This is a genomic window from Xenorhabdus thuongxuanensis (assembly GCF_001908095.1).
Classification (GTDB): Bacteria; Pseudomonadota; Gammaproteobacteria; order Enterobacterales; family Enterobacteriaceae; genus Xenorhabdus; species Xenorhabdus thuongxuanensis.
In genome coordinates this window covers 1-25,507 of sequence record NZ_MKGR01000009.1, presented here as the reverse complement: position 1 = coordinate 25,507, position 25,507 = coordinate 1, and the positions used below count along the sequence as shown (strand labels likewise).

The following is a 25,507-nucleotide window of genomic DNA, read 5'->3' as shown; positions in this document are numbered from 1 at the left end:
ACCCTGTTTTGTTATTAGATGTTGTATTCATTTTTTTGGGCCCGGATTGAATACTAGCTGTAATTAATAGGCGAGTCATTAGTGTGAGTATTGACTTTTTATGGCAGGGTATTGTTAATGAAAAATAATAAATATTTTTATCAGTATTATGACAAATAACTCATCTATTTTGGGTTGGATTTTTAAAGGCAAGAAGTAAAACAGGAATAAAGAAATTTTCTTGTATTCCTGTTTGGAATTGTCATACCCAATCTTTTTTTATCAGAAATGAAGTATATAATTCAGATTCAGGGGAGTTGGTTTCTGGAGAGTAGCCATATTCCCAACGTACTAATGGAGGCATTGACATTAATATAGATTCAGTTCTTCCACCGCTTTGCAAGCCAAAAAGCGTCCCCCTGTCCCAAACAAGATTGAATTCAACATAGCGGCTTCGACGATATAATTGAAATTGTCTTTCACGATCACCCCATACTATATCTTTTCTTTGTTCTACAATAGGTAAATAAGCAGATAAAAATCCATTACCGACAGCTTGCGTGAAATTAAAGCAGGTATCAAAATCAGGCGTATTCAGGTCGTCATAAAACAAACCACCAATGCCACGGGGTTCATTGCGATGCTTAATAAAAAAGTAATCATCACACCATTTTTTATATTTGGGATAAACATCATCACCGAACGGTTGACATAAATTTTTGGCAACGGTGTGCCAATGAATAGCATCTTCTTCGAAACCATAATAAGGTGTGAGATCAAAGCCACCGCCAAACCACCATACAGGAGGCTTTCCCTCTTTTTCAGCAATAAAGAAACGCACATTTGCATGGCTGGTTGGGACATAGGGATTAAGTGGGTGAATGACAAGAGAAACGCCCATGGCTTGGTAACTGCGACCTGCTAACTCAGGACGATGAGCCGTAGCAGAAGCGGGCATTGAAGCGCCAGAAATATGTGAAAAATTCACACCGGCTTTTTCAAAAACTTTACCTTCCGTCAATACACGGCTTCTTCCACCGCCACCTTCTTCTCGTTGCCAGCAGTCTTCCAGGAAGGTTGATTGACCATCAAGTTGTTCTAGCTGCTTGCAGATGTGATCCTGTAATGAGAGGAAAAAACTCTTAACTTGATATATATTAGGTATATTCATTTCTGTTTTCATTTTGGTTAATTTATAAAGACATGCAGTATACCTGCTGGTATCAGTAAACGCATTTTCAGATTGATTCTAAAATAAAAGTAGTGATAATTAACATTGATTCAACTGCTTATTAAATAGGCTTACTCACTATGGAAATTCGGGTATTTCGGCAAGACGACTTTGAAGCCGTTATCACACTTTGGGAACGTTGTGATTTGATTAACTCTGGTGATGATCCAGAAATAGATATTGAGCGCAAACTCACCCATGATGCTGATTTATTTCTGGTTGCTGAAGTTGCGGGAGAGGTGGTTGGTACAGTTATGGGCGGTTATGATGGGCATCGTGGTCATGCCTATTATCTGGGAGTACATCCTGAATTCAGAGGCAGGGGAATAGCCAATGCATTGATCTCCCGCCTGGAAAAGAAATTGTTGGCCAGAGGTTGCCCCAGTATTTTGATCGTGGTTCCAGAAGAAAATGATGCAACAATCTGTATGTGTGAAAAAATGGAATATGATTATTTAGGTCAAGAAAATGTCATGTTTAGTAAGCGATTGATTATTGATTAAATGAATTGTTAGATAAATATGCAAGTTATTAATGGCTGAATAGAATCATACTATTTATATACTCTCTCTATTTAGTCATTATTATCTTTTTTAATCAGTGTTTTTTGATGAAACATGAATGGAGTGCGCCCATCTCCTCATATATTTGTTTTTTATAACAAGGAGATCTTTTGACATTACCGGCTTTTTATTATCAATGTAAATCACCACGTTAATATTCCCATCCTCATCCTTAGATAGAAAGTAATGCTCAGGTATAGAGGATGTGGACTTTCCTTTTAATATAGTCCAGCCTGAAGGCTGCTGATAATCAACATGATATTGATAGGGAATATTCATTATTTCTCTCCTGAGGTATATTACTTAGCCAATGAGTATATTACTTAGCCAATGAATCGTAATATAGCGAGATATAAAAAATAAGTATTGAACGATGGTCTATATATAGATAACGGATGAAGATATCATTACATTAATGTTATTCTATTATGTAGTTTATTTTATAAATGGATGTGCAATGCTTAATAAATAACATCTTTTAAACATGATTTTTTTGTTTCTGTTGATGAATGGTTTGTATATTTACAATTGAATGTTTTTTTAGGAATGTGGTCTGATAGATATCAAATGACAACTCCATAGAGCTAAAGGTTAAGAAAACAGAGATGGATAAATTTTTTGCATTTAATTCCTGTCATAAACAGAAGAAGGTTATGCTGGCTAGCAGTTTAGTAGGGTGCTCATTCTTGTTGACGGCTTGTGCCGGAACTTTAAGAATGTCATGGCCTGCCTTATCGCCTTTTAATTGGTTTGGCAGTTCCTTAAGTATTTCTGAGCAGGGTATAGGGAAAATCAATAAACAGACGGATATGACTCAATCTGCTATTGAAACAGGGTTGGAGGGAAAATATCGTCTGCGTAGTGGCATGGAGATGCAAAATGGCAAGTTAGTGAGTGTTATTCAGGGTATGGAAGATGGTCAGGTAAAACTGGAGTTTCACGGTCTGGTCAATGGTAAAGTTGATCGTATTGATGTGTTGGATGATGAGGTTAAAACAGTTTGGGGAACGAAAATAGGTACGCCTTTCTCTAATCTCTATAACCAGGCATTTGGAAAATGTCAGCGCTCCCATGATCTCACTGTGTCGCCTACTGTCATTTGCACTGCTTCACAGAGTCAGCATGTCAGCTATGTTTTTACTGGCGCTTGGGAAGGGCCTGAAGGATTAATGCCTTCTGATGATGTTTTGAAGGACTGGAAAGTTTCTCGTATTATTTGGAAATCCTGATAAACGCCTAAAAAAAGCTTTATATCAAGTAAAAGATCTTTTAATCCGCTTGCATAATAAGGGCAGGGTGCCAGAATTCAAACCGTTTTAGATAATTGAAAAGCGGCTGGCACCAGTAATCTGATATTTTCCACATCTTATCGCTTTTCATCATTTCTCATAAAAATTCGGTATATAAAACAGTAGCTAGTAAGCTACCCTGTTATAAAGATTCTGGATACAGTAGAGAAATTGTTGTCAAATGGTGTGATGAGTAAGGTGTTGGATGAAAATAGTGGCAATAAAAAATAAATTATTAAGCGGAATGACTAGCCTGTTGTTTTGTGCCTGTCTCAACGTTTATAGCTCTAACGCCTTGGCTGTTGAGTTGCTGAATAGTTCTTACGATATTGGACGAGAATTATTCTTGAGCTTGAATCCGGAATTTGAAAAACAATGGAATGAACAGAACCCGCAGGATAAATTGACTATCAAGCAGTCCCATGCCGGTTCATCGAAACAAGCATTGGCCATTTTGCATGGATTGCGAGCGGATGTCGTCACTTATAACCAAGTCACAGATATTCAGATCTTGCACGATCGCGGCAATCTCATTCCCGCCAATTGGCAGCAGCGTTTGCCAAATAATAGTTCTCCATATTATTCCACTATGGCGTTTTTGGTACGCAAAGGTAATCCCAAACATATTCAAACTTGGGAAGACTTGGTGCGAAATGATGTGAAATTAGTTTTTCCAAACCCAAAAACGTCAGGTAATGGACGCTATACCTATTTGGCCGCATGGGGCGCTTTTCAGCAAAAAAATCCGCATGATCCCGCTAAGATTCGCCAACTGATGCAGCATTTTTTACAGAATGTAGAGGTATTTGATACTGGAGGTCGTGGTGCAACAACTTCCTTTATTGAACGGGGAATAGGGGATGTGCTGATTAGCTTCGAATCTGAGGTCAATAACATTCGTAAACAGTATGGGGAAGATAATTACCAACTCATTGTACCTCCGGTGAATATTTTGGCTGAATTCCCCGTAACCTGGGTGGATAAAAGTGTTCAAAAAAACGGTACGGAAGCAGTTGCTAAAGCGTATTTAAATTATCTGTATAGTCCGGCAGCCCAGAAAATCATAGCCAGTTTTAATTATCGTGTAATCGATCAAAATGTTATGAAAGCACAGCACTCCCGTTTTCCTGTAACCAAACTGTTTCGCCTCGAAGAACAATTCGGTAGCTGGCCTCAAGTAATGAAAACTCACTTCAATACTGGCGGTACGCTCGATCAATTATTGAAAAAAGGGCGCAAATAATGTGGGTATTTAGTAAACGTGTCTTGCCCGGGTTTGGGCTGAGTTTAGGCTGTAGCCTGTTTTATGTCTGTCTTATTCTGCTATTGCCATTAAGTGCTCTGGTAGTACAGCTTTCCAGTATGACATGGGAACAATATTGGCAAGTCATCATCAACCCACAGGTTGTTGCCGCTTATAAGGTAACATTGTTGGCCGCAGCGATTGCCAGTTTGTTCAATATGGTTTTTGGTATGTTGATGGCTTGGATATTAACACGCTATCAATTCCCCGGACGCAGTTTATTAGATGGCTTGATGGATTTGCCATTTGCTTTACCGACGGCAGTTGCAGGTTTAACGCTAGCGACACTCTTTTCTGCAACTGGGTGGTACGGTGCCTGGCTTGGTAATTTCGATATCAAAGTCACCAATACCTGGCTGGGCATTGCAGTCGCAATGGCATTCACTAGCCTGCCGTTTGTGGTGCGCACTGTTCAGCCTGTACTTGAAGAATTAGGCCCTGAATACGAGGAAGCAGCACAGACATTGGGAGCAAGCCGTTGGCAAACTTTTCGGCGGGTTGTATTACCTGAGGTTTCACCTGCATTGATTGCCGGAACTGTGCTCTCTTTTACTCGTAGCTTGGGAGAATTTGGTGCCGTGATTTTCATTGCCGGCAATATTGCCTGGCAAACTGAAGTTGCTTCCCTGATGATCTTTATCCGCCTGCAAGAATTTGATTATCCGGCTGCTAGTGCGATTGCTTCCGTTATCCTCGCTGCGTCGTTATTACTGTTGTTTAGCGTCAATATATTGCAAAGCCGCTTTGGTAAACGGATAGGAGGACATTAATGACTGAATTTTCCGCATACACAGTGGCACAACGTCTCGCTATAAATTGGGGAAAATGGTTACTGATTGGTACTGGTGTACTTTTCTCTCTTCTGCTGTTGGTCATACCGATAGCATGGATTTTCTTGACTGCCTTTTCTAAAGGAGTCGACATGGTTGCTCAGAATCTTTTCGATTCCGATATGCTGCACGCTATTTGGCTGACCGTGATGATTGCTCTTATCACCGTCCCCCTTAATTTGGTTTTTGGTGTGATGACGGCATGGTTAGTGACACGTTTTCAATTCCCCGGCAGACAATTATTGCTGACATTAATTGATATTCCGTTTGCGATTTCTCCGGTTGTAGCTGGGTTACTTTATCTGCTTTTTTATGGTGCTAATGGTTGGTTGGGGAGTTATGACATCCAATTGATGTTCTCATGGCCTGGTATGGTATTGGTGACTGTATTTGTGACATGTCCGTTTGTGGTTCGTGAATTGGTGCCGGTGATGTTGAGTCAAGGTAATCAGGAAGATGAAGCCGCTATATTATTGGGCGCCTCCGGCTGGAAGATGTTCTGGCGCGTGACATTGCCAAATATTCGTTGGGCATTGTTATATGGCGTTGTTTTGACCAATGCGCGGGCAATTGGGGAATTTGGTGCTGTATCTGTAGTATCGGGGGCCATTCGCGGTGAAACCTATACACTGCCTTTGCAGGTTGAGTTGTTGTATCAAGATTACAACACGGTTGGCGCATTTACGGCCGCGGCCTTATTGGCGGTGATGGCGATTATTACTCTGATTGTCAAAAGTGCATTGCAATGGCGTTTAAGCCGCCAGCAAGGGTAGGTTAGGAGCGGGATATGAGTATTGAAATCAGTAAAATCAGTAAATCTTTTGGTCGATCTCAGATACTGAATGAAATTTCACTGGATATTGAATCTGGTGAGATGGTAGCCCTGCTTGGCCCATCGGGTTCTGGCAAGACGACATTGTTGCGGATCATCGCAGGGCTTGAGCAGCAGAGTGCAGGCCAATTGAAATTCCACGGGCAGGATGTCAGCCGGCTACATGCAAAAGATCGGCGTGTTGGATTTGTATTCCAACACTATGCTTTATTTCGCCATATGACGGTATTCGATAACGTGGCTTTTGGCCTGACCGTTCTTCCTCGTCGTCAGCGTCCCAGTGCTGAGGCACTGCGTAGTAAAGTTATGGCTTTGCTAGATATGGTGCAACTTTCCCATTTGGCAGAACGTTATCCATCGCAGCTTTCTGGCGGGCAAAAACAGCGTGTAGCATTAGCAAGAGCATTGGCGGTTGAACCACAGATCCTCTTGTTGGATGAACCTTTTGGTGCATTAGATGCTCAGGTTCGTATGGAGTTACGTCGTTGGTTGCGGCAGTTACATGAAGAATTGAAATTTACCAGCGTATTTGTCACCCATGATCAAGAAGAGGCAATGGAAGTGGCTGACAGGGTAGTACTTATGAATCAAGGGCGCATTGAACAGGTCGGTACTCCTCAGCAAATATGGCATGAACCGGAAAGCCGATTTGTCCTTGAGTTCATGGGAGAAATAAACAAACTGAATGGTGAAATTAAAGGTTCCCAACTCTGGATTGGCGGGAAAATTTTTCCATTGAATATCACACCGCTACATCAAGGAAATGTTGATATTTTTTTCCGGCCTTGGGATATGACGCTTAGTGCCAAGCAAACACCTGCCTGCCCTTTGCCAGTACAAATCGTGGAAGTGAGCCCGCGTGGCCATTTTTTCCTACTATCTGTTCAGCCGTTAGGATGGGGCGATGAATACCTGTCAGTGATTTGGCGGGATGATTCCTCCATACCGGTTAAGGGAAATGACTATTTTATTGGCGGCACGGGTGCTCGCTTGTATGCTGTAAATTTGCCATTAAAAGTGTTGCGATTCGCTGAATCTGCCTGATTTAATTCATCTTTATATTGGATCCTTATTCCCTGCTATGCAAAGGAGTAGGGATTTTTTGCTTAATGTCTTGCTACAGTTTCCTTAATATGATTATTTGTTTATCCATTCTTATACGAATTAGGTAATGCTGTGGCAAGTTTGGAAGAATTTATAGGTAATACACCGCTGGTGAAATTACAACGAATTACAGAATGTGTTGATGCTGAGATTTGGGTAAAGCTGGAAGGCAATAATCCGGCGGGTTCCGTAAAAGACAGAGCTGCGCTTTCGATGATCCTGCAAGCGGAATTGCGTGGGGAAATTGCCCCAGGTGATGTTTTGATTGAAGCAACAAGTGGCAATACCGGCATTGCACTGGCGATGATCGCGGCGGTAAAAGGATATCACCTAAAATTATTGATGCCTGAAAATATGAGCCTTGAGAGGCAGGCATCAATGCGAGCTTACGGTGCTGAATTAATTTTAGTCAGTAAAGAATTGGGAATGGAAGGTGCGCGGGATTTGGCACAAGAAATGGAGAAGAATGGGGAAGGAAAAGTTCTGGACCAATTTAATAATACGGATAATTCACTGGCACATTTTAATACTACTGGCCCGGAAATTTGGCAGCAAACACAGGGACGGATCACGCACTTTGTCTCCAGTATGGGAACGACAGGCACGATTACGGGGGTGAGCCGCTATCTGAAATCTCAGTCAGACAGAGTGAAAATTATCGGATTACAACCTGAGGAAGATAGTCATATTCCTGGTATTCGTCGTTGGTCTCCGGCCTATATGCCCGGCATCTATCAGAAAGAGCTGGTGGATCAGATTTTGGATATTACTCAGAGTGAAGCAGAAACGATGATGCGGCTGTTGGCACAGAAAGAAGGTATTTTTTGTGGAGTCAGTTCTGGCGGAGCCGTTTCCGGGGCGTTGCGTATCGCGGCTGAAAACCCTGGAGCGATAATCGTGGTAATTATTTGCGATCGCGGCGACAGATATTTATCTACCGGTGTTTTTAATTGACCCATATTCTTTTTTATGTAAGTAAATCTGCGTGAGTAAAAAGTATGCCTTTATTTTCAAAAGCAATAACTGATTTCTGGCAGGCTCTATTATTGGGTGAAAATACTCTTTATAAGGATAATGTTTTTACTGTTGCCACTAATACCAGCCTGGAACAAGATAATCGCGTAATGGTGTTGGAAACCAGTAACAGCCGAGTTATGGCTGTTCTGGCACCAGAGCTGGCTGAAAAAGCCGATCTTTATCATCAGGAAAAAATGTCTGAATCTATTTTTCGCCAGAAATTAAATGAGGCGAATATTACTTTGCATGGTGCTGACTATATTTTCTATTTTCCGGAGACAGAAAAGAGTCAATTATTGCAGGAAAATCCAGACAACATGCAGCGTCAACTGACAGAAGAGAAAGATGGTGAAGTCTTCTCTGCATTTCAAGCGTCCGCTTCAGAGCAGGATCTTGATAACGCTTATGTTGAACTGGATCACTGGGCAGTATTCGGTTCTTTTGATGAGCAAAACCGTCTGGTCAGTGCCGCCAGTATGTACCCGTGGAATGATTCGCAACTTGCTGATATGGGAGTACTGACTCTGGAGTCTTTCCGGAGTAAAGGCTATGCCAGAAAAGTTGTACGTGCAATCAGTCAATATGCCTGTGCTCAGGGATATGAGCCTCAGTTTAGATGCCAGCTCGATAATCCCGCTTCTGCGGCGTTGGCAAAAGCTGCTGGTTTAACGCTGTTTGGTAAGTGGGAAGTAATTTCTCCTGATTCAGTCAACTGAATCATCCCCCTTAGGTGATTGGTGTGCATTTTATGAACCTAGTCTATCCGTGAAGCCAGTTGTTGAGGTAATTATTGATCTCAGCACTTCTGAGCAGGCTCAGGAGCGCTGTCTGGAGATTCTGGCTTTATTGGGGAAACTGTGCGGTTGTAGTAAAAGATGGCCTCGGTTTTGTTTCCAACCGGATTTCTCATCTGTTTATGAATGAAGGTGGAGTTCCCCATACAGGATGGTATTGCTCAGCTAGCAGATGTTTCAGGATCCGAAATATCGCGTTTGTCCGCTGATGCGTATGATGGTCGATGCCGGGCATTTGGGGTGCAAAACAGGGAAGGGGTTTTATACACATTAGGTTTACCGGCTTATAAAGAAACCGCCCTGTTTTATCAGATATTTTTATTCTTACCTGATAAAACAGAGGCGATCCACATATAGCTCATCAGTGACAGTGATGTATTCAGCTACTTTTTGATTCGCATGATGACTGACTCACCGACGACTACGGAGCCATTTACTTTTGTTAACTCTTTAATTTCGTCCATGTTAGAAATAACAACAGGAGTTAAGGTTGATTTAGCTCTTTCTTCCAAAAATGCCAGATCAAACTCTAAAACCAAATCACCTTTTTGTACCCGTTGACCTTCTTCGGCAATGCGTTTAAAACCTTCACCTTTCAGTTCAACGGTATCAATGCCAAAATGGACGAATAGCTCAATGCCACTATCAGATTCGATAGAAAAAGCATGATTAGTTTCGAAGATCTTACCAATGGTGCCATCAACAGGAGCGACAATTTTGTTGCCGGTTGGTTTAATAGCGATACCATCACCAACGATTTTTTCAGCAAAAACAACATCTGGAACATCTTCGATGTTGACTATCTCACCTGACAATGGCGCGATAATTTCAATACTGCCACTATTTTTTTTATCGTCTGAAACCAGAGATTTCAATTTATCAAGCAGACCCATGAATCTTCTCCTAATTGTTTAATGGGACCGTATTCTGGCTAATTCTTAGCAGAGTGTTTTTTCTCTGGTAAAGGTGTCAACCAAATCCATCAATTCCTTTGCTGTTGGCTGAGTCAAGGCCTGCTCTGCCAGTGCTTTTGCATCATCATAATTAGTATTACGGATGATCTTTTTAATGCGTGGAATTGATATTGCACTCATGCTGAACTCATCCAACCCCATGCCCAGGAGCAGCAGCGTGGCGCGCTCATCACCGGCAAGCTCTCCACACATGCCTGTCCATTTACCTTCTGCGTGTGAGGCATCAATAACCTGCTTAATTAAGCTCAACACTGCTGGTGACATTGGGTTATAGAGATGAGAAATCAGCTCATTACCACGGTCTACCGCAAGAGTATACTGAGTTAGATCGTTTGTCCCAATACTAAAAAAGTCAACTTCTTTTGCAAGATGATGAGCAATGGTTGCAGCAGCAGGCGTTTCCACCATGATGCCAACTTCAATAGATTCATCAAATGCTTTGTTTTCATTGCGTAATTGCTCTTTGAGTAACGTAAGCTCAGCTTTCAATTCCCTAATTTCTTCAACTGAAATAATCATTGGGAACATAATACGCAGTTTACCAAATGCAGAAGCCCTCAGGATAGCACGTAATTGAGAATGTAAGATCTCTTTACGGTCAAGGCAAATACGGATCGCGCGCCAGCCAAGGAATGGGTTCTCTTCTTTTGGCAGATTCATGTAAGGTAAGTCTTTATCGCCACCAATGTCCATCGTACGAATAATGACGGCTTGATTACCAACAGCCTCTGCAACTGCTTTATAGGCTTCAAATTGTTCGTCTTCGGTTGGCAGAGAATCACGATCCATAAACAGGAATTCAGTACGGTATAAACCAATACCTTCGGCGCCATTGCGTTCAGCACCAGCGATGTCACGTACCGTACCGATATTGGCGCAAACTTCAACTTGATGACCATCCAATGTGATGGCCGGTAAGTCTTTCAGCTTCGCCAGTTCGGTTTTTTCTGTCAGATACTCACTTTTCGCTGTTTTCAGTTTCTCTATTTCGGTATCAGATGGGTTCACATAAATGTGATTATTGACGGCATCCAGAATCAGGTAACTGCCATTTTGGATTTGCTTGGTCGCATTGGTTGTACCAACAATCGCTGGTAATTCCAGAGAGCGAGCCATAATGGAAGTGTGGGAAGTGCGGCCACCAAGATCAGTAATGAAACCTAATACCTTGTCCAGATTGAGCTGTGCAGTTTCTGATGGGGTCAGGTCATTGGCAACCAAGATGACTTCTTCTTCAATGGAACCTAAGTCGATAATTGGCATATCCAGAATATTTTTCAGTAAGCGCTTACCAATATCACGGACATCGGCAGCTCGCTCTTTCAAATATTCATCATCCAGCTCTTCCAGCGCATTGGCCTGATCTTCAATAACGGAATGAACAGCTGCATCTGCTGTTAACAGATTTTTTTTAATCAGTGTGATAATTTCCTGCTCTAGCTCTTCATCTTCCAGCAACATAATATGGCCTTCGAAGATTTCGGCCTTTTCTGCACCCAGATTTTTTTCGGCTGTTTCTCTAATGATCTCTAATTGTGCGGAAGATTTGTCACGGCCTTGCTTAAAGCGGGAAATTTCTTGTTCGACTTGTTCAGGGATAATTTTTTTATGATTAATAATGATGGGATCTTCTTTCAGTAATAACGCCTTACCGAAAGCAATTCCTGGTGATACTAAGATACCTGAAATCATATTATATGACCTTACTGCGGGTGATTACCTTTCATTAAGACTTAGGAGATACCCTAAATATCCCCAGATTTTATTGGCCTGGGGATAAGCTGAATGAAATAGATTGGCTTGATTGAACGGACGATTATTCCAATTCACCCATCAATTTAACTAAATGTTCAACAGCCTGTTGTTCATCTTCGCCTTCAGCAGAAATTGTTACGACTGTACCTTGAGTCAATCCCAGCGTTTGTAATTTGAACAGGCTTTTTGCGCTGGCAGACTTGCCCGCAGAAGTCAGGGTAATGTCAGAAGCAAAGCCTTTTGCTTCTTTGACAAATTGTGCCGCTGGGCGAGTGTGGAGACCGTTTGGTGCAGTAATAGTAACTTCTTGCTGGAACATAGTATTTCCTCAATAACTTAAATATTTATTGATAAACCAAGAGAATTCCATTGGATTATAGCGGAATTCGCTCCGGCTTATACAACCGTTAAAATGATAATGAAGTAAAGTGTATTCCCTTCGCCTTTCAAGTTATTGCTCTGTTAATTTTAACTTGAAATTTAGTGGGATTATAATAATCATTATCAAAAAATTAACATACTCGATGCACTCAATTGTTGATTTGGTGTTAATACTCGCTATCCAAAGAAGGCTTTAATTGAACAACCTTATTTGCCGTCTGGTTGGTGATTAATTTTGTGCATTGAAATAATTACTGGTTAAATACTAAAGCTACTTGAATAAATCATCTAGGAAAGCTTTAAACTTTGATCTGATGCACAAAAAAGCACCCTGGAGGTGCCTTTTTGTCAATGTAGTGAAAAATTCTGTAGAGTGATTTTTACTCACTGAGTAAGTCAGCAAACAGTGCTGTACTGAGATAACGTTCCGCCGACGAAGGCAAAATCACCACGATATTTTTATCCTTGTATGCATCTTCTTGCGCTATTTTGATAGCCGCCGCAACAGCAGCGCCTGAAGAAATGCCGGAAAGGATTCCTTCTTTTTCAGTAACTTCACGTGCAATTTGCATCGCTTCTTCATTGCTAATTTTAAACACGCGGTCGACTAATGTTAAATCTAAGTTATCAGGAATGAAACCCGCGCCAATTCCCTGAATTTTATGTGGGCCTGGTTTAAGTTCTTCACCTGCCAATTTTTGGCTGATAACAGGTGAATCTTCTGGTTCTACCGCAACGATGGTAACTTGTTTGCCCCGCGTATTTTTTAAGTAACGGGCAACACCCGTGATTGTGCCGCCAGTTCCTACGCCAGCAACAAAAACGTCTACATTACCGTCAGTATCTTCCCAAATTTCAGGGCCAGTGGTTTTTTCATGAATTTCTGGGTTGGCGGGATTACTGAATTGTTGCAGAAGTATATAACGGTCAGGGTTGCTGTCACGGATTTCGTTAGCTTTTTCAATGGCGCCTTTCATGCCTTTTGCACCTTCGGTCAGTACCAAATTTGCACCGAGAGCTTTCAGCAGCTTACGTCGTTCAAGGCTCATTGTTTCAGGCATGGTCAAGGTTAGCTTATAACCACGAGCCGCTGCAACATAGGCAAGTGCAATCCCTGTATTACCACTGGTTGGCTCGATAAGTTCTTTATCTTTGGTCAGAATGCCACGTTTTTCAGCATCCCAAATCATATTGGCACCAATGCGGCATTTTACACTGAAGCTGGGGTTACGGGATTCGACTTTCGCCAGAATACGACCATTTGCGAAATTTTTTAAACGTACTAGCGGAGTGTGACCAATAGTCAACGAATTATCTTCATAAATTTTGCTCATTGTTCGATTGCCCCTAACATACCGTAAATAGTGATTAACCATACGCTAACATCATATTTATGGAAATAAGGTTTCAGTCTATTCTTATTATATAAAAGAATAATTGATGGTCATTTTATATTCTTAATTATTTAAGATAGGCATGATTTTTAACAAAATCCCTGACAAATTTATAATCTGTCAGGGGCTTTGTTGCTGTAGTAGGTAGAAGATAGTAAATAAAAAGATTAAATTAATTTGATGATGTGCGATTCAGGCCATATTGAGCACGGTAGCGATCAACCCACATTGCAGTGGCTCCACAAACAGCAACAGGCATGATAAACAGATTCACGATCGGGATAATAGTCAGAATGCTCACTGCTGCACCGAATTGCAGGTTATTTATTTTGTTTTGGCGCAACGTATTGCGCATAGTGGTAAAACTGACTTTATGGTTATCAAACGGATAATCACAATATTGGATTGTCAGCATCCAGGCACTAAAAATAAACCAAAGGAGAGGAGCGATGGTTTGGCCTATTCCTGGAATGAAATAAAGTAACAAGAGGATAAGTGCTCGCGGAATATAGTAAAGGATTTTCACTACTTCGCGTTTCAGAATACGGGGCGTATCTTTGAGTAAATCGATAACGCCAGTATCTGGTGCGGGAATACCTGTTAAATCAGCCTCCAGTTTTTCCGCCAGTAAGCCATTAAATGGTGAAGCGATAAAATTAGCGAGCGTGCTGAAAAAATAAGTAAAAACCAATAAGATAGAAATAACAGCAAGTGGCCAAATTAAATAGCTTAACCATTGCATCCAGTTTGGTATTTTATCGAGGGCCCATTGTATCCAGCCATCCAGTTGATGATATAGCCACCAAAATGAACCACCTAGCAATAAGATATTAGCCAATAAAGGTAATAGAACGAATCTCTTAATGCCAGGACGGGTTATTAGTTGCCAACCTTGGACAATGTAGTGAAATCCACTCGCATGTTTTGGCGACTTTGTCGAATTCGTCATATTTTCTTATTCTCTCTTAGATGATTGAGGCGGTATGATATAGGCAGGATTTTCTACTGACCAGTCGTTTTATGAGTGAAAAACATCCGAAAAAACAGAGGAAATCTCTCATTATGGTAAGAAAAGCATGTAGAGACTTGCACTTGTCCTATTTGACAAATACTCTTATCTAAAGAATATTCCGCCGTGGTGGCAATTAATTTAAACAACAGAGATAGCAATGATGCAGGATTTGCGTCTGATATTAATCGTTGTTGGTGCGATAGCCATAATAGCTTTGCTATTACATGGGTTGTGGACCAGCCGTAAAGAGCGTTCATCACTCTTTCGTGATCGCCCAGTTAAACGTCATAAACAGGGGCGTCAGGAAGAGCCAAAGAATGATAATGGCGATGAGCTGTTTGATAATACGCCAAAATCGAATGTTCAGGAATCGGCAAAACCGCATACTGAACATCGTACAGAGCCGGTTATCGAACGTCATGCGTCTGAATCGTCAGCCGTAGTGCCTGATGATGGTACGGATCCTTTACTTGCAAGGCATCAATCTGATGTTTCTACAGTCAAGGTGAAAGGTATTGATGATCAACAGGAAGAACCACAACTTGGCTTGTTCGATCCGATTGAATCCGTTGAATCGAAAGAAGTTAGGGTAGCAGAGTTAGACTCTGACTCTGAAATTGTGGAAGGGCAGCCAAAGGCAGCGGAAAATGAAGCACTGTCTAAATCTGAACAGCTTAAAAAAGAGACAGTGTTGGTATTGCATGTTGCCGCTCATCATGGACAAGAACTGAATGGTGAAATATTGTTCCAAAGCATTTTACATGCAGGTTTCCGGTTTGGTGAGATGAATATTTTTCATCGCTATCTAAACCCATCGGGTAGTGGTGCTGTATTGTTCAGTTTAGCTAACATGGTAAAACCTGGTTCATTTGACCCTGACCAAATGGTAGATTTCACTACCCCTGGCGTTTCCATATTTATGCTTGTGCCTTCATATGGTGATTCCAATCAGAATTTTAAACTGATGTTGCAGGCGGCACAGCGCATTGCTGCCGATGTGGGAGGCGTAGTTCTGGATGGTGAGCGCAAGATGCTGACACCACAGATGATCGAACTCTATAAAGCACGTATCCGTGATACACTCAATGTCAGTGAATAACCTCTCTTTTTTAGTATCAAACCCCCGCTAGTCGGGGGTGGAATGTCGCTTAATTGTATTGATTATAAAGGAATTTTTTAAATCAACATCCACATTTCATCCACTTTATAACTGAAACCTTTAGCAGAAGCCCTTCGATTTTCGAGGGGCTTTATCATTTATCACCATCAAATTATCAGATAGTTTTCACACCTATGCGGTGCAATATTTGATTAAGAATTCCCATCTGTAATATTTATGTAATATTTATCTATATGGATTAAAAAGTTAAATCCATTTAATTAAACGAAATTAGATAGGGAGTGATATCCATGAAGTTAGTCAAGTGTAGAAAGTGCAAGGAAGAGGTTTCAAAAAATGAAAAAGTGTGCCCTCATTGTGGAGAGAAAAATCCTGGTATATCAAACTTAGAGACCTTCCTAGGCTTAGGCATTTTTATCATAATTTGCGTAGCAATATATTATTTTGTCAGTGGAGACGAAAAGGAAGCTTCCTCCACAAAAGAAACTATCGTCAAAACTGAGGTAAAAGCAACACCGAAGCCATTCAAATACGCAGATATGACACTTAAGGAATATCGAAACGAACCACAGACCGAAAGAAAAGAAATCGTCTCAAACTACGTTTCATATAAAGATCTTTATATAACAAATGCCGAAGTAAACAACTTCTATAAATGCCTAAGCGAGATGTCACATACAAAATCGGATGAATTAAAATTAGGTGACGTTTTGGAGTGGTGTTACGCCGATTACAATAAAAATCCATCCTCTTTTGCAAAACACATTAACTTTGATGAATTTATGTCTAAATTCAGTTCATGGGATGGTTCATACCGCCCGTTGACAAAACTAATCAAAGAAAATATGCATGATGAATCCACATACAAACATATTGAGACAACATATCGACGTGTATTGAATGCTAATCCTTACGCCATTGTAACAACCATATTTAGTGGCACTAATCTTTATGGAGCAAGGGTAAAGCAATCACTCACCGCTAAGGTGGATATTAAAACGGGAGAGATTATAGAGTTGATAACTGAACGATAAGTTGTCTGTATAATTAAACTAAGAATAAGCCCCTTAAAATTTGGGGCTTTTTTAATCAGAATCCAAATCCGATTTGTTCATCACCATAATGGCTGGCAGGGAACGCCAGTTTCGGGACTTTAAAATCAGCCGGTAACTGCTGGGGAATAGGACGTGTCAAATACCGCTCAACCGTCGTGACCGTTGTAAACGTACAGCCGCACAGAATGTTCTGACATTGATGATAACTGCGCCGCGTCTCGTCACTCATCATTTCGCTGGTTCGTGTTTTTGCCACAGCGCCGCATTGGGGACAGGTAAACGCCATGAGTAACCCTCATCATTGGGGTGTGCCTGTCGTGATTATAACGTATCAATGACTATTCTTGGTCACTTTCTGTCATCTCAGCATCCTTAATTTTTAATTCCAGCTCTAACTGGGTCGTAAAACCGCTGTCACTGATGGTATGAACCACCCGCGAAATTATCCATTGATGGCTGTCAATAGCCGCCTTGAACCCCACTACAGAGGCTATCAAATCAGGATACAAATCAGCCCGTCCCCGTGCCAGTGTGATTGAAAATTCTGCTGCGCCGCGCTGGAGCTTTGCCCATTTCGCTGCCGCAGCCCGTCGTGCCGCTCGCTCAGTTTTGAACGTCTGGCGCATCACATAAACATTGCCGTCGGCGCCCTCCAGATATTCTCCCTCGCGGCTACCAGACTTCTCTTTTTTCGGTTTTTTACGCCGTCTTTTTAGCGCGGTTGCGGGCTGTTTACCAAAATTTAGATCTAACCAGTACGCACGTACCCCCGTATAGGCGGCACGGTCAGCAACACGGAAACTGTGACTGTCGCCACTGTCACGGGTGAGGGTAATAATGGGTAGCGGCTTTCCACTTTGCGAAACGCCGCGTCCCGGAATGATAAACAGTAGTCGGCCATTTTTAATGGTTGCAATGGCACCGAGCATTTCCGCCATACGGGACAGAAAACTAATATCGCTCTCATTGGTCTGGTCAGCATGATCAATTTCAATATCCATGAGCTGCCGGCTCACTGCGGGTTGCAGGTCATAGCGACCGGCGATAGCGCTGACCACATCACCGACGGTGATATCATGCCAGCTATATTCCCGTTTGATATTAAACTCCGCGCGAAAATCTGCACTGCGGGCGGTAATGTCCAGCCGATCAGGCGGGCCACTGTGGCCAATTTCGTCTACGATAAACAGCCCCTTTTCAACCAGCGGTTCACCGTGCCAGCCTATCCTGACCACAATTTCCGCGCCACGGGGCGGCAGATCAATTTTGCCATCGGCATCGTCTACCGACAATTCCAGTGTATCCGCCTCAAACCCGCGGTTATCAGTCAGGGTTAGTAAGAGCAATCGCTCATTGAGCGCCGTGATTTGCCGTCCGCCAATTTTCAGGTCAAACGCGGGTGTTTTCACGTAATCCGCACTGGTCAGAATATCAATCGGGTTCATGTGTGCATGTCACCATTCGTGGAAATTTACCCACACATGATTGCCCTGCGCGGGCGCGTAGACAACGCCCGCCCTCTGTCGCAGGACGGTGACAGCGGGAATTGCGTGATTCTCATACCAGGACATCGCAACATAGGCATATCACAAATCCAATGAGGCAGAATCCATGTCATTTCATCATGGCGTATCCGTCCGTGAGACAACCAAACTCAGCACGCTGATACGCGATATAAACACATCGGTGATTGGCGTCGTGTGTACCGCCGATGATGCTGACGCGTCGGTATTTCCGCTGGATACACCAGTACTAATTACCCGCATCAATAGTGTGATTGGTCATGCTGGAAAAAGTGGTACGTTATACACCACGCTCAAGGCAATTTCTGACCAGTGCAGCCCAAAAGTTATCGCTGTTCGCGTAGCAGATGCCAACAATCTCAAGGGTGATGGACCAACACAGGATCAATTGGTCATTGGCGGAGTCAATGAACAGGGGCGCTATACCGGACTGTATGCCCTGCTGACAGCCGAGGCAAACACTGGTGAACATCCGCGCATTCTGGCTGTACCGCAACTGGATACACAGCCCGTTGCCCTGCAACTGGCAATTTTTGCCGAAAAACTGCGCGCTTTCGCCTATATCAGTGCACATGGCTGCAAGACATTGGCCGAGGTGAAAACGTACCGCGGGAAATTCAGTCAACGTGAGATCATGATCATTTACCCTGATTTCATCACCTATAACAGCCAGTCAGCGAAAAATGAAACCGTACCAGCAACAGCATTCGCATTGGGGTTACGCGCCCGTATTGATGCAGAGCAAGGTTGGCACAAATCATTGTCCAATGTGCCCATTAATGGTGTTCTGGGTATTTCAGCGGATATCTATTGGACGTTGCAGGGGACAGATACTGACGCCGACGACCTAAATAGTAAGGGAATTACCACCTTAATCAAAAGAGACGGCTTCCGCTTCTGGGGTAACCGCACCTGTGATGAGACTTATTTCTTCGAAGTTTACACCCGCACCGCACAGATTCTGGCAGACATGATCGCCGAGGCGCATTTCTCCTATATCGATAAAACGTTAACGCCATCATTAGTAAAAGATGTCGTCGATGGCATTAATCGTAAGGGGGCGCAGTTGGTGACAGAGGGCAGGCTATTGGGATTTGAATGTTGGTATGACCCGGCAGACAACCCAAAAGAAACGCTGCGCGATGGCACGGCATTGATACGCTACAAATATACGCCAGTCCCACCACTGGAAAACTTGCAACTGGTGCAGACGTTTACCGATGAATATTTCGCTGTTTTCGATCAACTAGGCTAAGGGGATATCAGCATGGGGATGCCGAAAAAACTCTTTATGTTTGACGTTTATATTGATGGTCAAACGTATCTCGGACAGGTAGAGGAAGTGACAACGCCGAAGTTAACCCTCAAGACCGAAGATTACCAGGGGGCTGGGATGCCTGGCTCTGTTGCCGTTCTGATGGGCATGGATGGGGGCGCACTGGATATGGAAGTCACCATGGGCGGACTAGACTCTAACCTGCTCAAGACATGGGGCGGCCTGATTGACAGCCTGCAACTGCGATTTGCCGGTTCATACTATGATGATGCTACCGGGGAAACCGTCGCCTGTGAGATCCAGACGCGCGGGCGATTTACCGAAGTCGATTGGGGCACTGCCAAAGCCGGGGAAAATACCCAGCACAAGTACACGCTGAAAAATACCTACTGCAAGATCACATTGAACAATGAAGAGCTGCACGAAATCGACATGCTCAATTTGGTCTGGCGGGTCAATGGTAAAGATTTGCTGGAAAAACATCGCGCCAATATCGGCCATTAATTTTATTTTTATCGCGGGGACGTTCCCCCGCGCAACGGAGATTTAACGATGTCAAAAATAGTGACCTTTTCTGCCCCTATGAAACTGGCAAACGGCAACACCATCACCGAGGTGGCGATCACTGACACAATGAAACAGGTCGGCGCATTGCGCGGCCTGAAATTGTGGGATGTGATGACCAGTGATGTGAATGCACTGATCACACTCCTACCGAGGGTGACACATCCGCGTCTGAGTGAAACCGACATTGTGACCATGCCTATTCAGGATTTTACATTACTGGCCGAGGCCATAGCGAATTTTTTAGCGCCCACCTCATCAGTGAGCGAGACGAACGAACCGGCCGACAAATAATCCCGTGTCCAGCGGTAGATACCGATGACATTATTGCCGATATTGCCATGGTATTTCATTGGTCGCCGTCAGAGTGCGATAACATGACGGTGACAGAATTATTGAAATGGCACGAACGCGCGGCGGCTCGTAATGGAAACGAATAAATCATGGCCACAGATCGCAACTTAAATATTCGAGTTTCACTGAGCGCTGCTAACCGACTCTCTGGTCCCCTGAACGCCGCTAACCGGGCGGCGGCGGGGCTATCCGCTCAGATTCGTAGCACTCATAACAGTGTTCGCAATCTACAAGGCCAGGCGCGCACATTTGAGCGGTTGACAAGCTCTGTCCAAAAAACCTCTGATGCCTACGAAAAAGCCAAGCGCCAGGCAAAATCTCTGCGTGACCAAATGCCCCCCCTGGCGCAACAAACAGACGCACAGCGCAGGACATTGCAGGCAGCACGGACAGAACGGGATAACTATGGCCGTACGCTGGACAGGGAAAAGCAGCGTCTACGGGGTGTGACCGCGGAATTGTACCGATACGGTATTTCTGCTCGCAATAGCAGCGATGTGACCGGCCAAATTACGCGCCGCACAGCCACCTACAACCGCCAGTTGGCCGAACAACAACGACGCTTAACCGCAGTGACTCATGCCCAAACTCGTTATGCTAATGCCAAAGAGGGGCGAGGCAAACTGGCTACAGCAGGTGCGGCAGCCATGGCAACTGGCGCAGGCGCATTATATGGCATGTCACGTTTGATGGCACCTGGCCTAGATTTTGATGCGGGGATGTCCAGTGTTCAGGCGCTCACCCGATTGGATAAAAACGATCCGCGTTTGGCGGCTCTGCGCGAACAGGCGCGACAACTGGGGGCAACAACGGCCTATACCGCCACTGATGCAGCGTCAGGTCAGAAATTTCTGGCAATGGCGGGGATTACACCAGAAGCAGTGAAAGCCGCTTTACCCGGCGTACTCAATATGGGGCTGGCAGGTGAAATGGATTTAGGCGAAGCGGCAGATATTGGATCGAATGTTCTGACGCAATTTAATCTTACCGCTGACCAAATGGACAGGGTATCAGACGTCCTGACCGCGACTTTCACCCGCAGCAATACTGATCTACGACAATTGGGTGAGACTATGACGTATGCTGGCCCCGTTGCAGCACAGGTCGGTGCCAGTTTGGAAAGCATGGCTGCAATGGCTGGTGTTATGGCCGATAGTGGTTATCGCGGTAGTATGGCAGGCACAGCGCTAAGAGCTGGGTTGATCCGAATGATGGCACCAACAGGAGCGGCGTCGGATGCCATGACGGCATTAGGTGTCAAGGTAAAAAAAGCAAATGGCGAACTACGTAGTGCTGACGAAATTCTGAAAGATATGGCGATCAGCTTACGCAAGTTTGACCAACCTAGCCAGATCCGTATGAAAAAGGATATTTTCGGAGAAGAGGCAATGGTTGGTATGGGTAACGTTCTGGAAGGCATGATCAATGGTAGATATGCGGAGAAAAAAATAGCCAACGATAATGCTAAAGGTGAGGCCGAAAAAAACGCTGCGGTCAAAATGGATAACCTGCGGGGGGATATCAGACAACTCCAATCCGCATGGCAGGATTTAGGCATAGAACTGCATGAAAGCGTCGATTCCCCTCTGCGTAATATCACGCAAAGTATCACAAAACTAATCAGCAAAATCGGCACATGGATGAAGGCTAATCCCCAACTAACCAAGATATTGGCACTCGGCGCAATCGCAATGGGGGTTATGGTAACGACGCTAGGTGCACTGGCACTGGCGGCCGCGGCGGTTATTGTGCCGTTTGCTGCGTTCCGACTTAGCCTATTTATGCTGACCCGTGGCGGCGGATTAATAACATTGTTCCCCGTATTGGGGCGATTATCAACTGGACTGAGAGGATTAATCCCCTCCCTGGGTGGCGTTAGCCGCAGTGTCACTGGTTGGGGTGCCATTTTTCGTCATGCCGGTACGGCGGTCAGCAACCTGAGCACCCGAATAAAAGGATTAGCAACCGGCGGATGGACGGTGTTGAAAAATGGTTTATTGATGGTTTTTACTAGCCCGATGACAGCCATATCGATGCTGCGGAACGGGTTAACAGGATTGGCAACCAACGGATTTGGCGCGCTGCGTATTGCGGCTCAAGCGGCGGCATCTGTCATTGGCGGCGGTTTTTCCTTGTTGCTCAGTCCATTGGGTTTGCTGATTGCAGTGATTGTTACTGCCGCTGCATTGATATGGAAACACTGGGAACCCATCAAGGCATTTTTTGCGGGGTTTTTCTCTGGTCTGATGGAGGCTATCGCACCTGTCCGTGATACGCTCGCGGCAGCGTTTGCGCCGTTCGCACCTATTTTTGATGCTATCGGAAACGCTATCCAAAAAGTCTGGCAGTGGTTTACAGCGTTATTCGAACCCGTTAACACATCCGCAGAAGGACTGAAAGCCGCTACCGAAGCGGGGCTTGCCTTTGGTCATTTGGTGGGTCAAGCCATCGCCGGCGTGGTGAATGTGATTGCCGCCGTTGCAAAAGGCGTGGGCTGGTTACTGGAAAAACTGGGTATGATCCCAGATGCGACTAAAGCGGCTGTCGATGCATCCAATGCGATGGGGCCGGTTAATCTGCCCGAAGTCCAAAAGCCCGTAAAATGGGTTTGGGATGACAGCGCCCAAAAAATGGTGCAACAAGAGTGGACACCAACACCACCGGATAATGCAGTCACACAAGCCGGTAAAAAAGCCGAAGAAAACAAGCTTAAAGTTGATATTCCTAAAGTTGATACGCCTGCCTTTGGCAATTTAGTTTACGATCCCAGCGCTAAAAAGAATAAAAAAGGTAAAAAGAACCCTGAGTTGGACGCCATGGGGGTGGCGGCAACACAGGCCGATCCCAATAAACTGGGCGATATCGTTTTTAAAAACCGCCCGCCAGTGATCCCGATTGATGGCGCATATCAGGAACCCCGCTTACAACAACCCTCACTACTCAGTCGCCTGACGGAAAAATTACAGCCACTGCAACCCACATTGAGTGGTGTTCCGGTTCCCGTCACGCCTGCCCGTGTCGGTAACGGGAATAACGCGCAGCAGGATGACCGATACTCAATTAACCTGCATTTTCATGGGGTTGATATGAATGATACGCGGTCAATTGGCGCGGTGGTCAGAGCCGAAGTAGAAAAAATAATGCAAAAACAAGGTGTTAGGCGAAGATCTAGCCTATTAGACGAGGATTAATACCATGATGATGATTTATGGCATGTTCGTTTTTATGCTCAGTACCACGCCGTACCAGTCCATGAATCGCAATATGGACTGGCGGCATGTAAAAAATGATCGCGTCGGCAAATCGGCCAAATGGCAATATATTGGCCCAGGGGAAGACACTATCACGCTGAACGGGATTCTGTACCCCGAAGTCACAGGCGGTGATATTTCACTCGAAGTCCTGCGCACAATGGCATTCTCGGCCAAACCGTGGCCGTTGATTGAGGGGACAGGAATGATTTATGGGATGTTTGTTATCGACAGCCTGACAGAGAGCCGCACAGAGTTTTTCGCCGATGGTAAAGCACGGCGCATTGAATTCACGTTATCGCTCAAGCGGGTGAGTGAAGACATTCGCGAGGGGCTGTATTCAGTCACGGCGGGGGATTTATTGGATCTGGCAAAATCAGCATTATAAGGGGCGTAGCCCCTATTAAAACTCAAAACACATCATCATTGGCTGCCGCACCGACTGGCAGGTATTTATACACGGTGGAAAGAGACACATTGAAAATGTTAGCGATTTCCCGCCGATTTTTGCCCTCTGCGAGCAGTTGGCAGGCTAACTGGAATTTTTCGTCATTCAATGACACGGGACGGCCACCAATACGCCCCTGCGCACGGGCAGCCGCCAGCCCTGCATTAGTCCGTTCTATGATGAGTTCCCGCTCCATTTCAGCCAATGCGCTCATCACATAGAAGAAAAACCTGCCCATTGGCGAACTGGTATCAATGCTGTCGGTCAGGCTCTGAAAATGAATACCGTCATTATTGAGCCGTTCATTTAATGCGATGAGATTTTTAACACTGCGTCCCAATCGATCCAATTTCCAGACCACCAATGTATCCCCTGTTTTCAGGTGGGTTAATGCCTGTTTTAATCCCGGCCGGTTAGCCGTTTTGCCACTGATTTTATCCTCAAAAATCCGGTCACAATTCGCGGCCATTAATGCATTACGTTGCAGATCGCTGTTCTGGTCAGTTGTTGATACACGGATATAGCCAATTTTCGCCATAGCGCCCCCTATTCAACCAATGATTAGCTCATCATACCAACCTGATTAGCCCATCAATCGCCTGAATTCACGCATTTATTTACGTAAAACCTCGGTTTAGCGGACTCTGTATATAGAACCATCGGCAATGGGCGTAATCAGATCCCCGATATGTCATTTTTCACATCGGGGCCTAATTGGTTCAAAATGCCTGACGGTCGGATTATCCAATATGGTACATCATGGTTTTCGAGGGAGTCCGCCGGTTATTTTTATGCTGATGCCGTATTCCCTATCCCGTATTCGAGGGAGTTATCATGTATGTTTGTAACGCTAAAAAACGTGTCACATCAGTACAGTTCACTGTTCCTCCTGGCGTCGGACATGAATAGCACCACCAGAGCGTCGATCCCGATGCTGCGCGGGGAGTTAGCCGTTATACCAAATCAGGCTGTTATGTGGTTAGCAATTGGGTATTGATGGGGGTTATTATGAAATACAAATATTCTGATAATAAATTTTATCCGTATGAATTAAAAAACAATTATATAAAATCTGGCGCATGGCCAGAGGTCGGGATTGATGTTGACGAATCTGTTTTTGCGAAATACACCGCAACACCCCCGATGGGTAAAGAGCGGGTGGTCGGTTCTGACGGATTGCCCGCGTGGGGGGATATTCCTCCGCCGCACCCTCCGTCACCAGAGGAATTGCAACAACGGGCAGAATCCCAGAAAAAACACCTACTGAACACCGCGACAGAGAAAATCGCCATTTTTCAGGATGCGGTCGATTTAGATATGGCTACCGATGCCGAAAAATCCGCATTAACCGACTGGCGTAAATACCGTGTCCTGCTCAATCGGGTGGATTGCGCTACCGTACCCGATATCCAATGGCCTGAGCCGCCGAAATGAGTATAGGGGCATAGCGCCCCTGAT

29 protein-coding genes are annotated in these 25,507 nt (G+C 44.3%); 19 read left to right on the top strand and 10 right to left on the bottom strand.

The genetic code is table 11. The features are described 5' to 3' along the window. Nucleotides 1-241: 241 nt before the first annotated feature. Nucleotides 242-1,150, bottom strand: coding sequence for an oxygen-dependent coproporphyrinogen oxidase (gene hemF / locus Xentx_RS08110; RefSeq protein WP_074019845.1), 909 nt, complete (start codon nt 1,148-1,150; stop codon nt 242-244). Nucleotides 1,151-1,290: 140 nt separating this feature from the next. Here hemF and Xentx_RS08105 point away from each other — a divergent pair, with 140 nt between their 5' ends. Further along, complete coding sequence (locus Xentx_RS08105) at nt 1,291-1,713, top strand: GNAT family acetyltransferase (RefSeq protein WP_074019750.1); 423 nt, start codon at nt 1,291-1,293, stop codon at nt 1,711-1,713. Between the two features lie 90 nt (nt 1,714-1,803). On the opposite strand, the gene Xentx_RS08100 is transcribed toward Xentx_RS08105, so the two are convergent. Beyond that, nucleotides 1,804-2,052, bottom strand: coding sequence for a hypothetical protein (locus tag Xentx_RS08100; RefSeq protein WP_074019749.1), 249 nt, complete (start codon nt 2,050-2,052; stop codon nt 1,804-1,806). A 374-nt stretch (nt 2,053-2,426) separates the two neighbouring features. Between Xentx_RS08100 and Xentx_RS08095 the strand changes: the two genes are divergently transcribed. The 8 genes from Xentx_RS08095 to Xentx_RS19945 all read left to right on the top strand — a co-directional run bounded on the left by Xentx_RS08095 (nt 2,427) and on the right by Xentx_RS19945 (nt 9,216). Continuing rightward, entirely contained in the window at nt 2,427-3,002 is a 576-nt protein-coding gene (locus tag Xentx_RS08095) for an RpoE-regulated lipoprotein (RefSeq protein WP_074019844.1), read from the top strand. Between the two features lie 304 nt (nt 3,003-3,306). Then, the gene (locus Xentx_RS08090; protein ID WP_244149843.1) at nt 3,307-4,305 is read left to right on the top strand and encodes a sulfate ABC transporter substrate-binding protein; all 999 of its coding nucleotides are present in this window, start codon (nt 3,307-3,309) and stop codon (nt 4,303-4,305) included. Then, the gene (cysT, locus tag Xentx_RS08085; protein WP_074019747.1) at nt 4,305-5,135 is read left to right on the top strand and encodes a sulfate/thiosulfate ABC transporter permease CysT; all 831 of its coding nucleotides are present in this window, start codon (nt 4,305-4,307) and stop codon (nt 5,133-5,135) included. Before Xentx_RS08090 ends, cysT begins: the two co-directional genes overlap by 1 nt. After that, nucleotides 5,135-5,968 carry a sulfate/thiosulfate ABC transporter permease CysW gene (gene cysW / locus Xentx_RS08080; RefSeq protein ID WP_074019746.1) on the top strand — a complete coding sequence of 278 codons (834 nt, stop codon included), beginning with the start codon at nt 5,135-5,137 and terminating at the stop codon, nt 5,966-5,968. Before cysT ends, cysW begins: the two co-directional genes overlap by 1 nt. A 14-nt stretch (nt 5,969-5,982) precedes the next feature. Next, nucleotides 5,983-7,071 carry a sulfate/thiosulfate ABC transporter ATP-binding protein CysA gene (cysA, locus tag Xentx_RS08075; protein ID WP_074019745.1) on the top strand — a complete coding sequence of 363 codons (1,089 nt, stop codon included), beginning with the start codon at nt 5,983-5,985 and terminating at the stop codon, nt 7,069-7,071. A gap of 132 nt (nt 7,072-7,203) precedes the next feature. Beyond that, entirely contained in the window at nt 7,204-8,085 is an 882-nt protein-coding gene (gene cysM / locus Xentx_RS08070; protein ID WP_074019744.1) for a cysteine synthase CysM, read from the top strand. Nucleotides 8,086-8,129: 44 nt separating this feature from the next. Continuing rightward, entirely contained in the window at nt 8,130-8,864 is a 735-nt protein-coding gene (locus Xentx_RS08065; protein ID WP_074019743.1) for a GNAT family N-acetyltransferase, read from the top strand. Between the two features lie 250 nt (nt 8,865-9,114). Further along, nucleotides 9,115-9,216 carry a 3-hydroxyacyl-CoA dehydrogenase family protein gene (locus tag Xentx_RS19945; protein ID WP_083600914.1) on the top strand — a complete coding sequence of 34 codons (102 nt, stop codon included), beginning with the start codon at nt 9,115-9,117 and terminating at the stop codon, nt 9,214-9,216. Nucleotides 9,217-9,325: 109 nt separating this feature from the next. Here Xentx_RS19945 and crr read toward each other — a convergent pair whose 3' ends face one another. The 5 genes from crr to cysZ all read right to left on the bottom strand — a co-directional run bounded on the left by crr (nt 9,326) and on the right by cysZ (nt 14,395). Then, nucleotides 9,326-9,835, bottom strand: a complete 510-nt coding sequence (gene crr / locus Xentx_RS08055; protein ID WP_047767273.1) for a PTS glucose transporter subunit IIA — start codon at nt 9,833-9,835, stop codon at nt 9,326-9,328. 45 nt (nt 9,836-9,880) lie between these two features. Continuing rightward, entirely contained in the window at nt 9,881-11,608 is a 1,728-nt protein-coding gene (gene ptsI / locus Xentx_RS08050; protein WP_074019742.1) for a phosphoenolpyruvate-protein phosphotransferase PtsI, read from the bottom strand. A 124-nt stretch (nt 11,609-11,732) separates the two neighbouring features. Then, nucleotides 11,733-11,990: a phosphocarrier protein Hpr gene (gene ptsH / locus Xentx_RS08045; RefSeq protein ID WP_074019741.1), complete on the bottom strand. Its 258-nt coding sequence runs from the start codon at nt 11,988-11,990 to the stop codon at nt 11,733-11,735. A 442-nt stretch (nt 11,991-12,432) separates the two neighbouring features. After that, nucleotides 12,433-13,386, bottom strand: a complete 954-nt coding sequence (gene cysK, locus Xentx_RS08040; RefSeq protein ID WP_074019740.1) for a cysteine synthase A — start codon at nt 13,384-13,386, stop codon at nt 12,433-12,435. Between the two features lie 232 nt (nt 13,387-13,618). Further along, nucleotides 13,619-14,395, bottom strand: a complete 777-nt coding sequence (gene cysZ, locus Xentx_RS08035) for a sulfate transporter CysZ (RefSeq protein WP_074019739.1) — start codon at nt 14,393-14,395, stop codon at nt 13,619-13,621. Between the two features lie 220 nt (nt 14,396-14,615). Here cysZ and zipA point away from each other — a divergent pair, with 220 nt between their 5' ends. Continuing rightward, nucleotides 14,616-15,557 (top strand): cell division protein ZipA, encoded by a 942-nt coding sequence (gene zipA / locus Xentx_RS08030; RefSeq protein ID WP_074019738.1) that lies wholly within the window; start codon nt 14,616-14,618, stop codon nt 15,555-15,557. A gap of 311 nt (nt 15,558-15,868) precedes the next feature. Beyond that, nucleotides 15,869-16,612 carry a zinc ribbon domain-containing protein gene (locus Xentx_RS08025; protein ID WP_083600913.1) on the top strand — a complete coding sequence of 248 codons (744 nt, stop codon included), beginning with the start codon at nt 15,869-15,871 and terminating at the stop codon, nt 16,610-16,612. Nucleotides 16,613-16,667: 55 nt separating this feature from the next. On the opposite strand, the gene Xentx_RS08020 is transcribed toward Xentx_RS08025, so the two are convergent. Both Xentx_RS08020 and Xentx_RS08015 read right to left on the bottom strand, forming a co-directional pair. Continuing rightward, nucleotides 16,668-16,919 (bottom strand): Ogr/Delta-like zinc finger protein, encoded by a 252-nt coding sequence (locus tag Xentx_RS08020; RefSeq protein WP_074019737.1) that lies wholly within the window; start codon nt 16,917-16,919, stop codon nt 16,668-16,670. Between the two features lie 52 nt (nt 16,920-16,971). Further along, nucleotides 16,972-18,078: a phage late control D family protein gene (locus tag Xentx_RS08015; RefSeq protein WP_074019736.1), complete on the bottom strand. Its 1,107-nt coding sequence runs from the start codon at nt 18,076-18,078 to the stop codon at nt 16,972-16,974. 166 nt (nt 18,079-18,244) lie between these two features. On the opposite strand from Xentx_RS08015, the gene Xentx_RS08010 reads away from it, so the two are divergent. From Xentx_RS08010 to Xentx_RS07985, 6 genes are read left to right on the top strand one after another with little or no spacing between them, the layout of a single operon-like run. After that, a complete protein-coding gene (locus Xentx_RS08010; RefSeq protein ID WP_074019735.1) occupies nt 18,245-19,411 on the top strand; it encodes a phage tail sheath subtilisin-like domain-containing protein in 1,167 nt (388 codons plus the stop codon). A 12-nt stretch (nt 19,412-19,423) separates the two neighbouring features. Then, complete coding sequence (locus Xentx_RS08005; protein ID WP_074019734.1) at nt 19,424-19,936, top strand: phage major tail tube protein; 513 nt, start codon at nt 19,424-19,426, stop codon at nt 19,934-19,936. Between the two features lie 48 nt (nt 19,937-19,984). Further along, nucleotides 19,985-20,290 (top strand): phage tail assembly protein, encoded by a 306-nt coding sequence (locus Xentx_RS08000; protein WP_074019733.1) that lies wholly within the window; start codon nt 19,985-19,987, stop codon nt 20,288-20,290. After that, entirely contained in the window at nt 20,212-20,436 is a 225-nt protein-coding gene (locus tag Xentx_RS19940) for a GpE family phage tail protein (RefSeq protein ID WP_339373718.1), read from the top strand. Before Xentx_RS08000 ends, Xentx_RS19940 begins: the two co-directional genes overlap by 79 nt. A 3-nt stretch (nt 20,437-20,439) precedes the next feature. Next, nucleotides 20,440-23,541: a phage tail tape measure protein gene (locus Xentx_RS07990; protein WP_074019731.1), complete on the top strand. Its 3,102-nt coding sequence runs from the start codon at nt 20,440-20,442 to the stop codon at nt 23,539-23,541. A gap of 4 nt (nt 23,542-23,545) precedes the next feature. Next, the gene (locus tag Xentx_RS07985) at nt 23,546-23,989 is read left to right on the top strand and encodes a phage tail protein (protein ID WP_074019730.1); all 444 of its coding nucleotides are present in this window, start codon (nt 23,546-23,548) and stop codon (nt 23,987-23,989) included. Nucleotides 23,990-24,011: 22 nt separating this feature from the next. On the opposite strand, the gene Xentx_RS07980 is transcribed toward Xentx_RS07985, so the two are convergent. Then, entirely contained in the window at nt 24,012-24,587 is a 576-nt protein-coding gene (locus tag Xentx_RS07980) for a recombinase family protein (protein WP_074019729.1), read from the bottom strand. A 150-nt stretch (nt 24,588-24,737) separates the two neighbouring features. On the opposite strand from Xentx_RS07980, the gene Xentx_RS20090 reads away from it, so the two are divergent. Continuing rightward, entirely contained in the window at nt 24,738-25,046 is a 309-nt protein-coding gene (locus tag Xentx_RS20090; RefSeq protein ID WP_422645867.1) for a gp53-like domain-containing protein, read from the top strand. An 11-nt stretch (nt 25,047-25,057) separates the two neighbouring features. Next, entirely contained in the window at nt 25,058-25,483 is a 426-nt protein-coding gene (locus Xentx_RS07975) for a tail fiber assembly protein (RefSeq protein ID WP_074019728.1), read from the top strand. Nucleotides 25,484-25,507 lie beyond the last annotated feature (24 nt).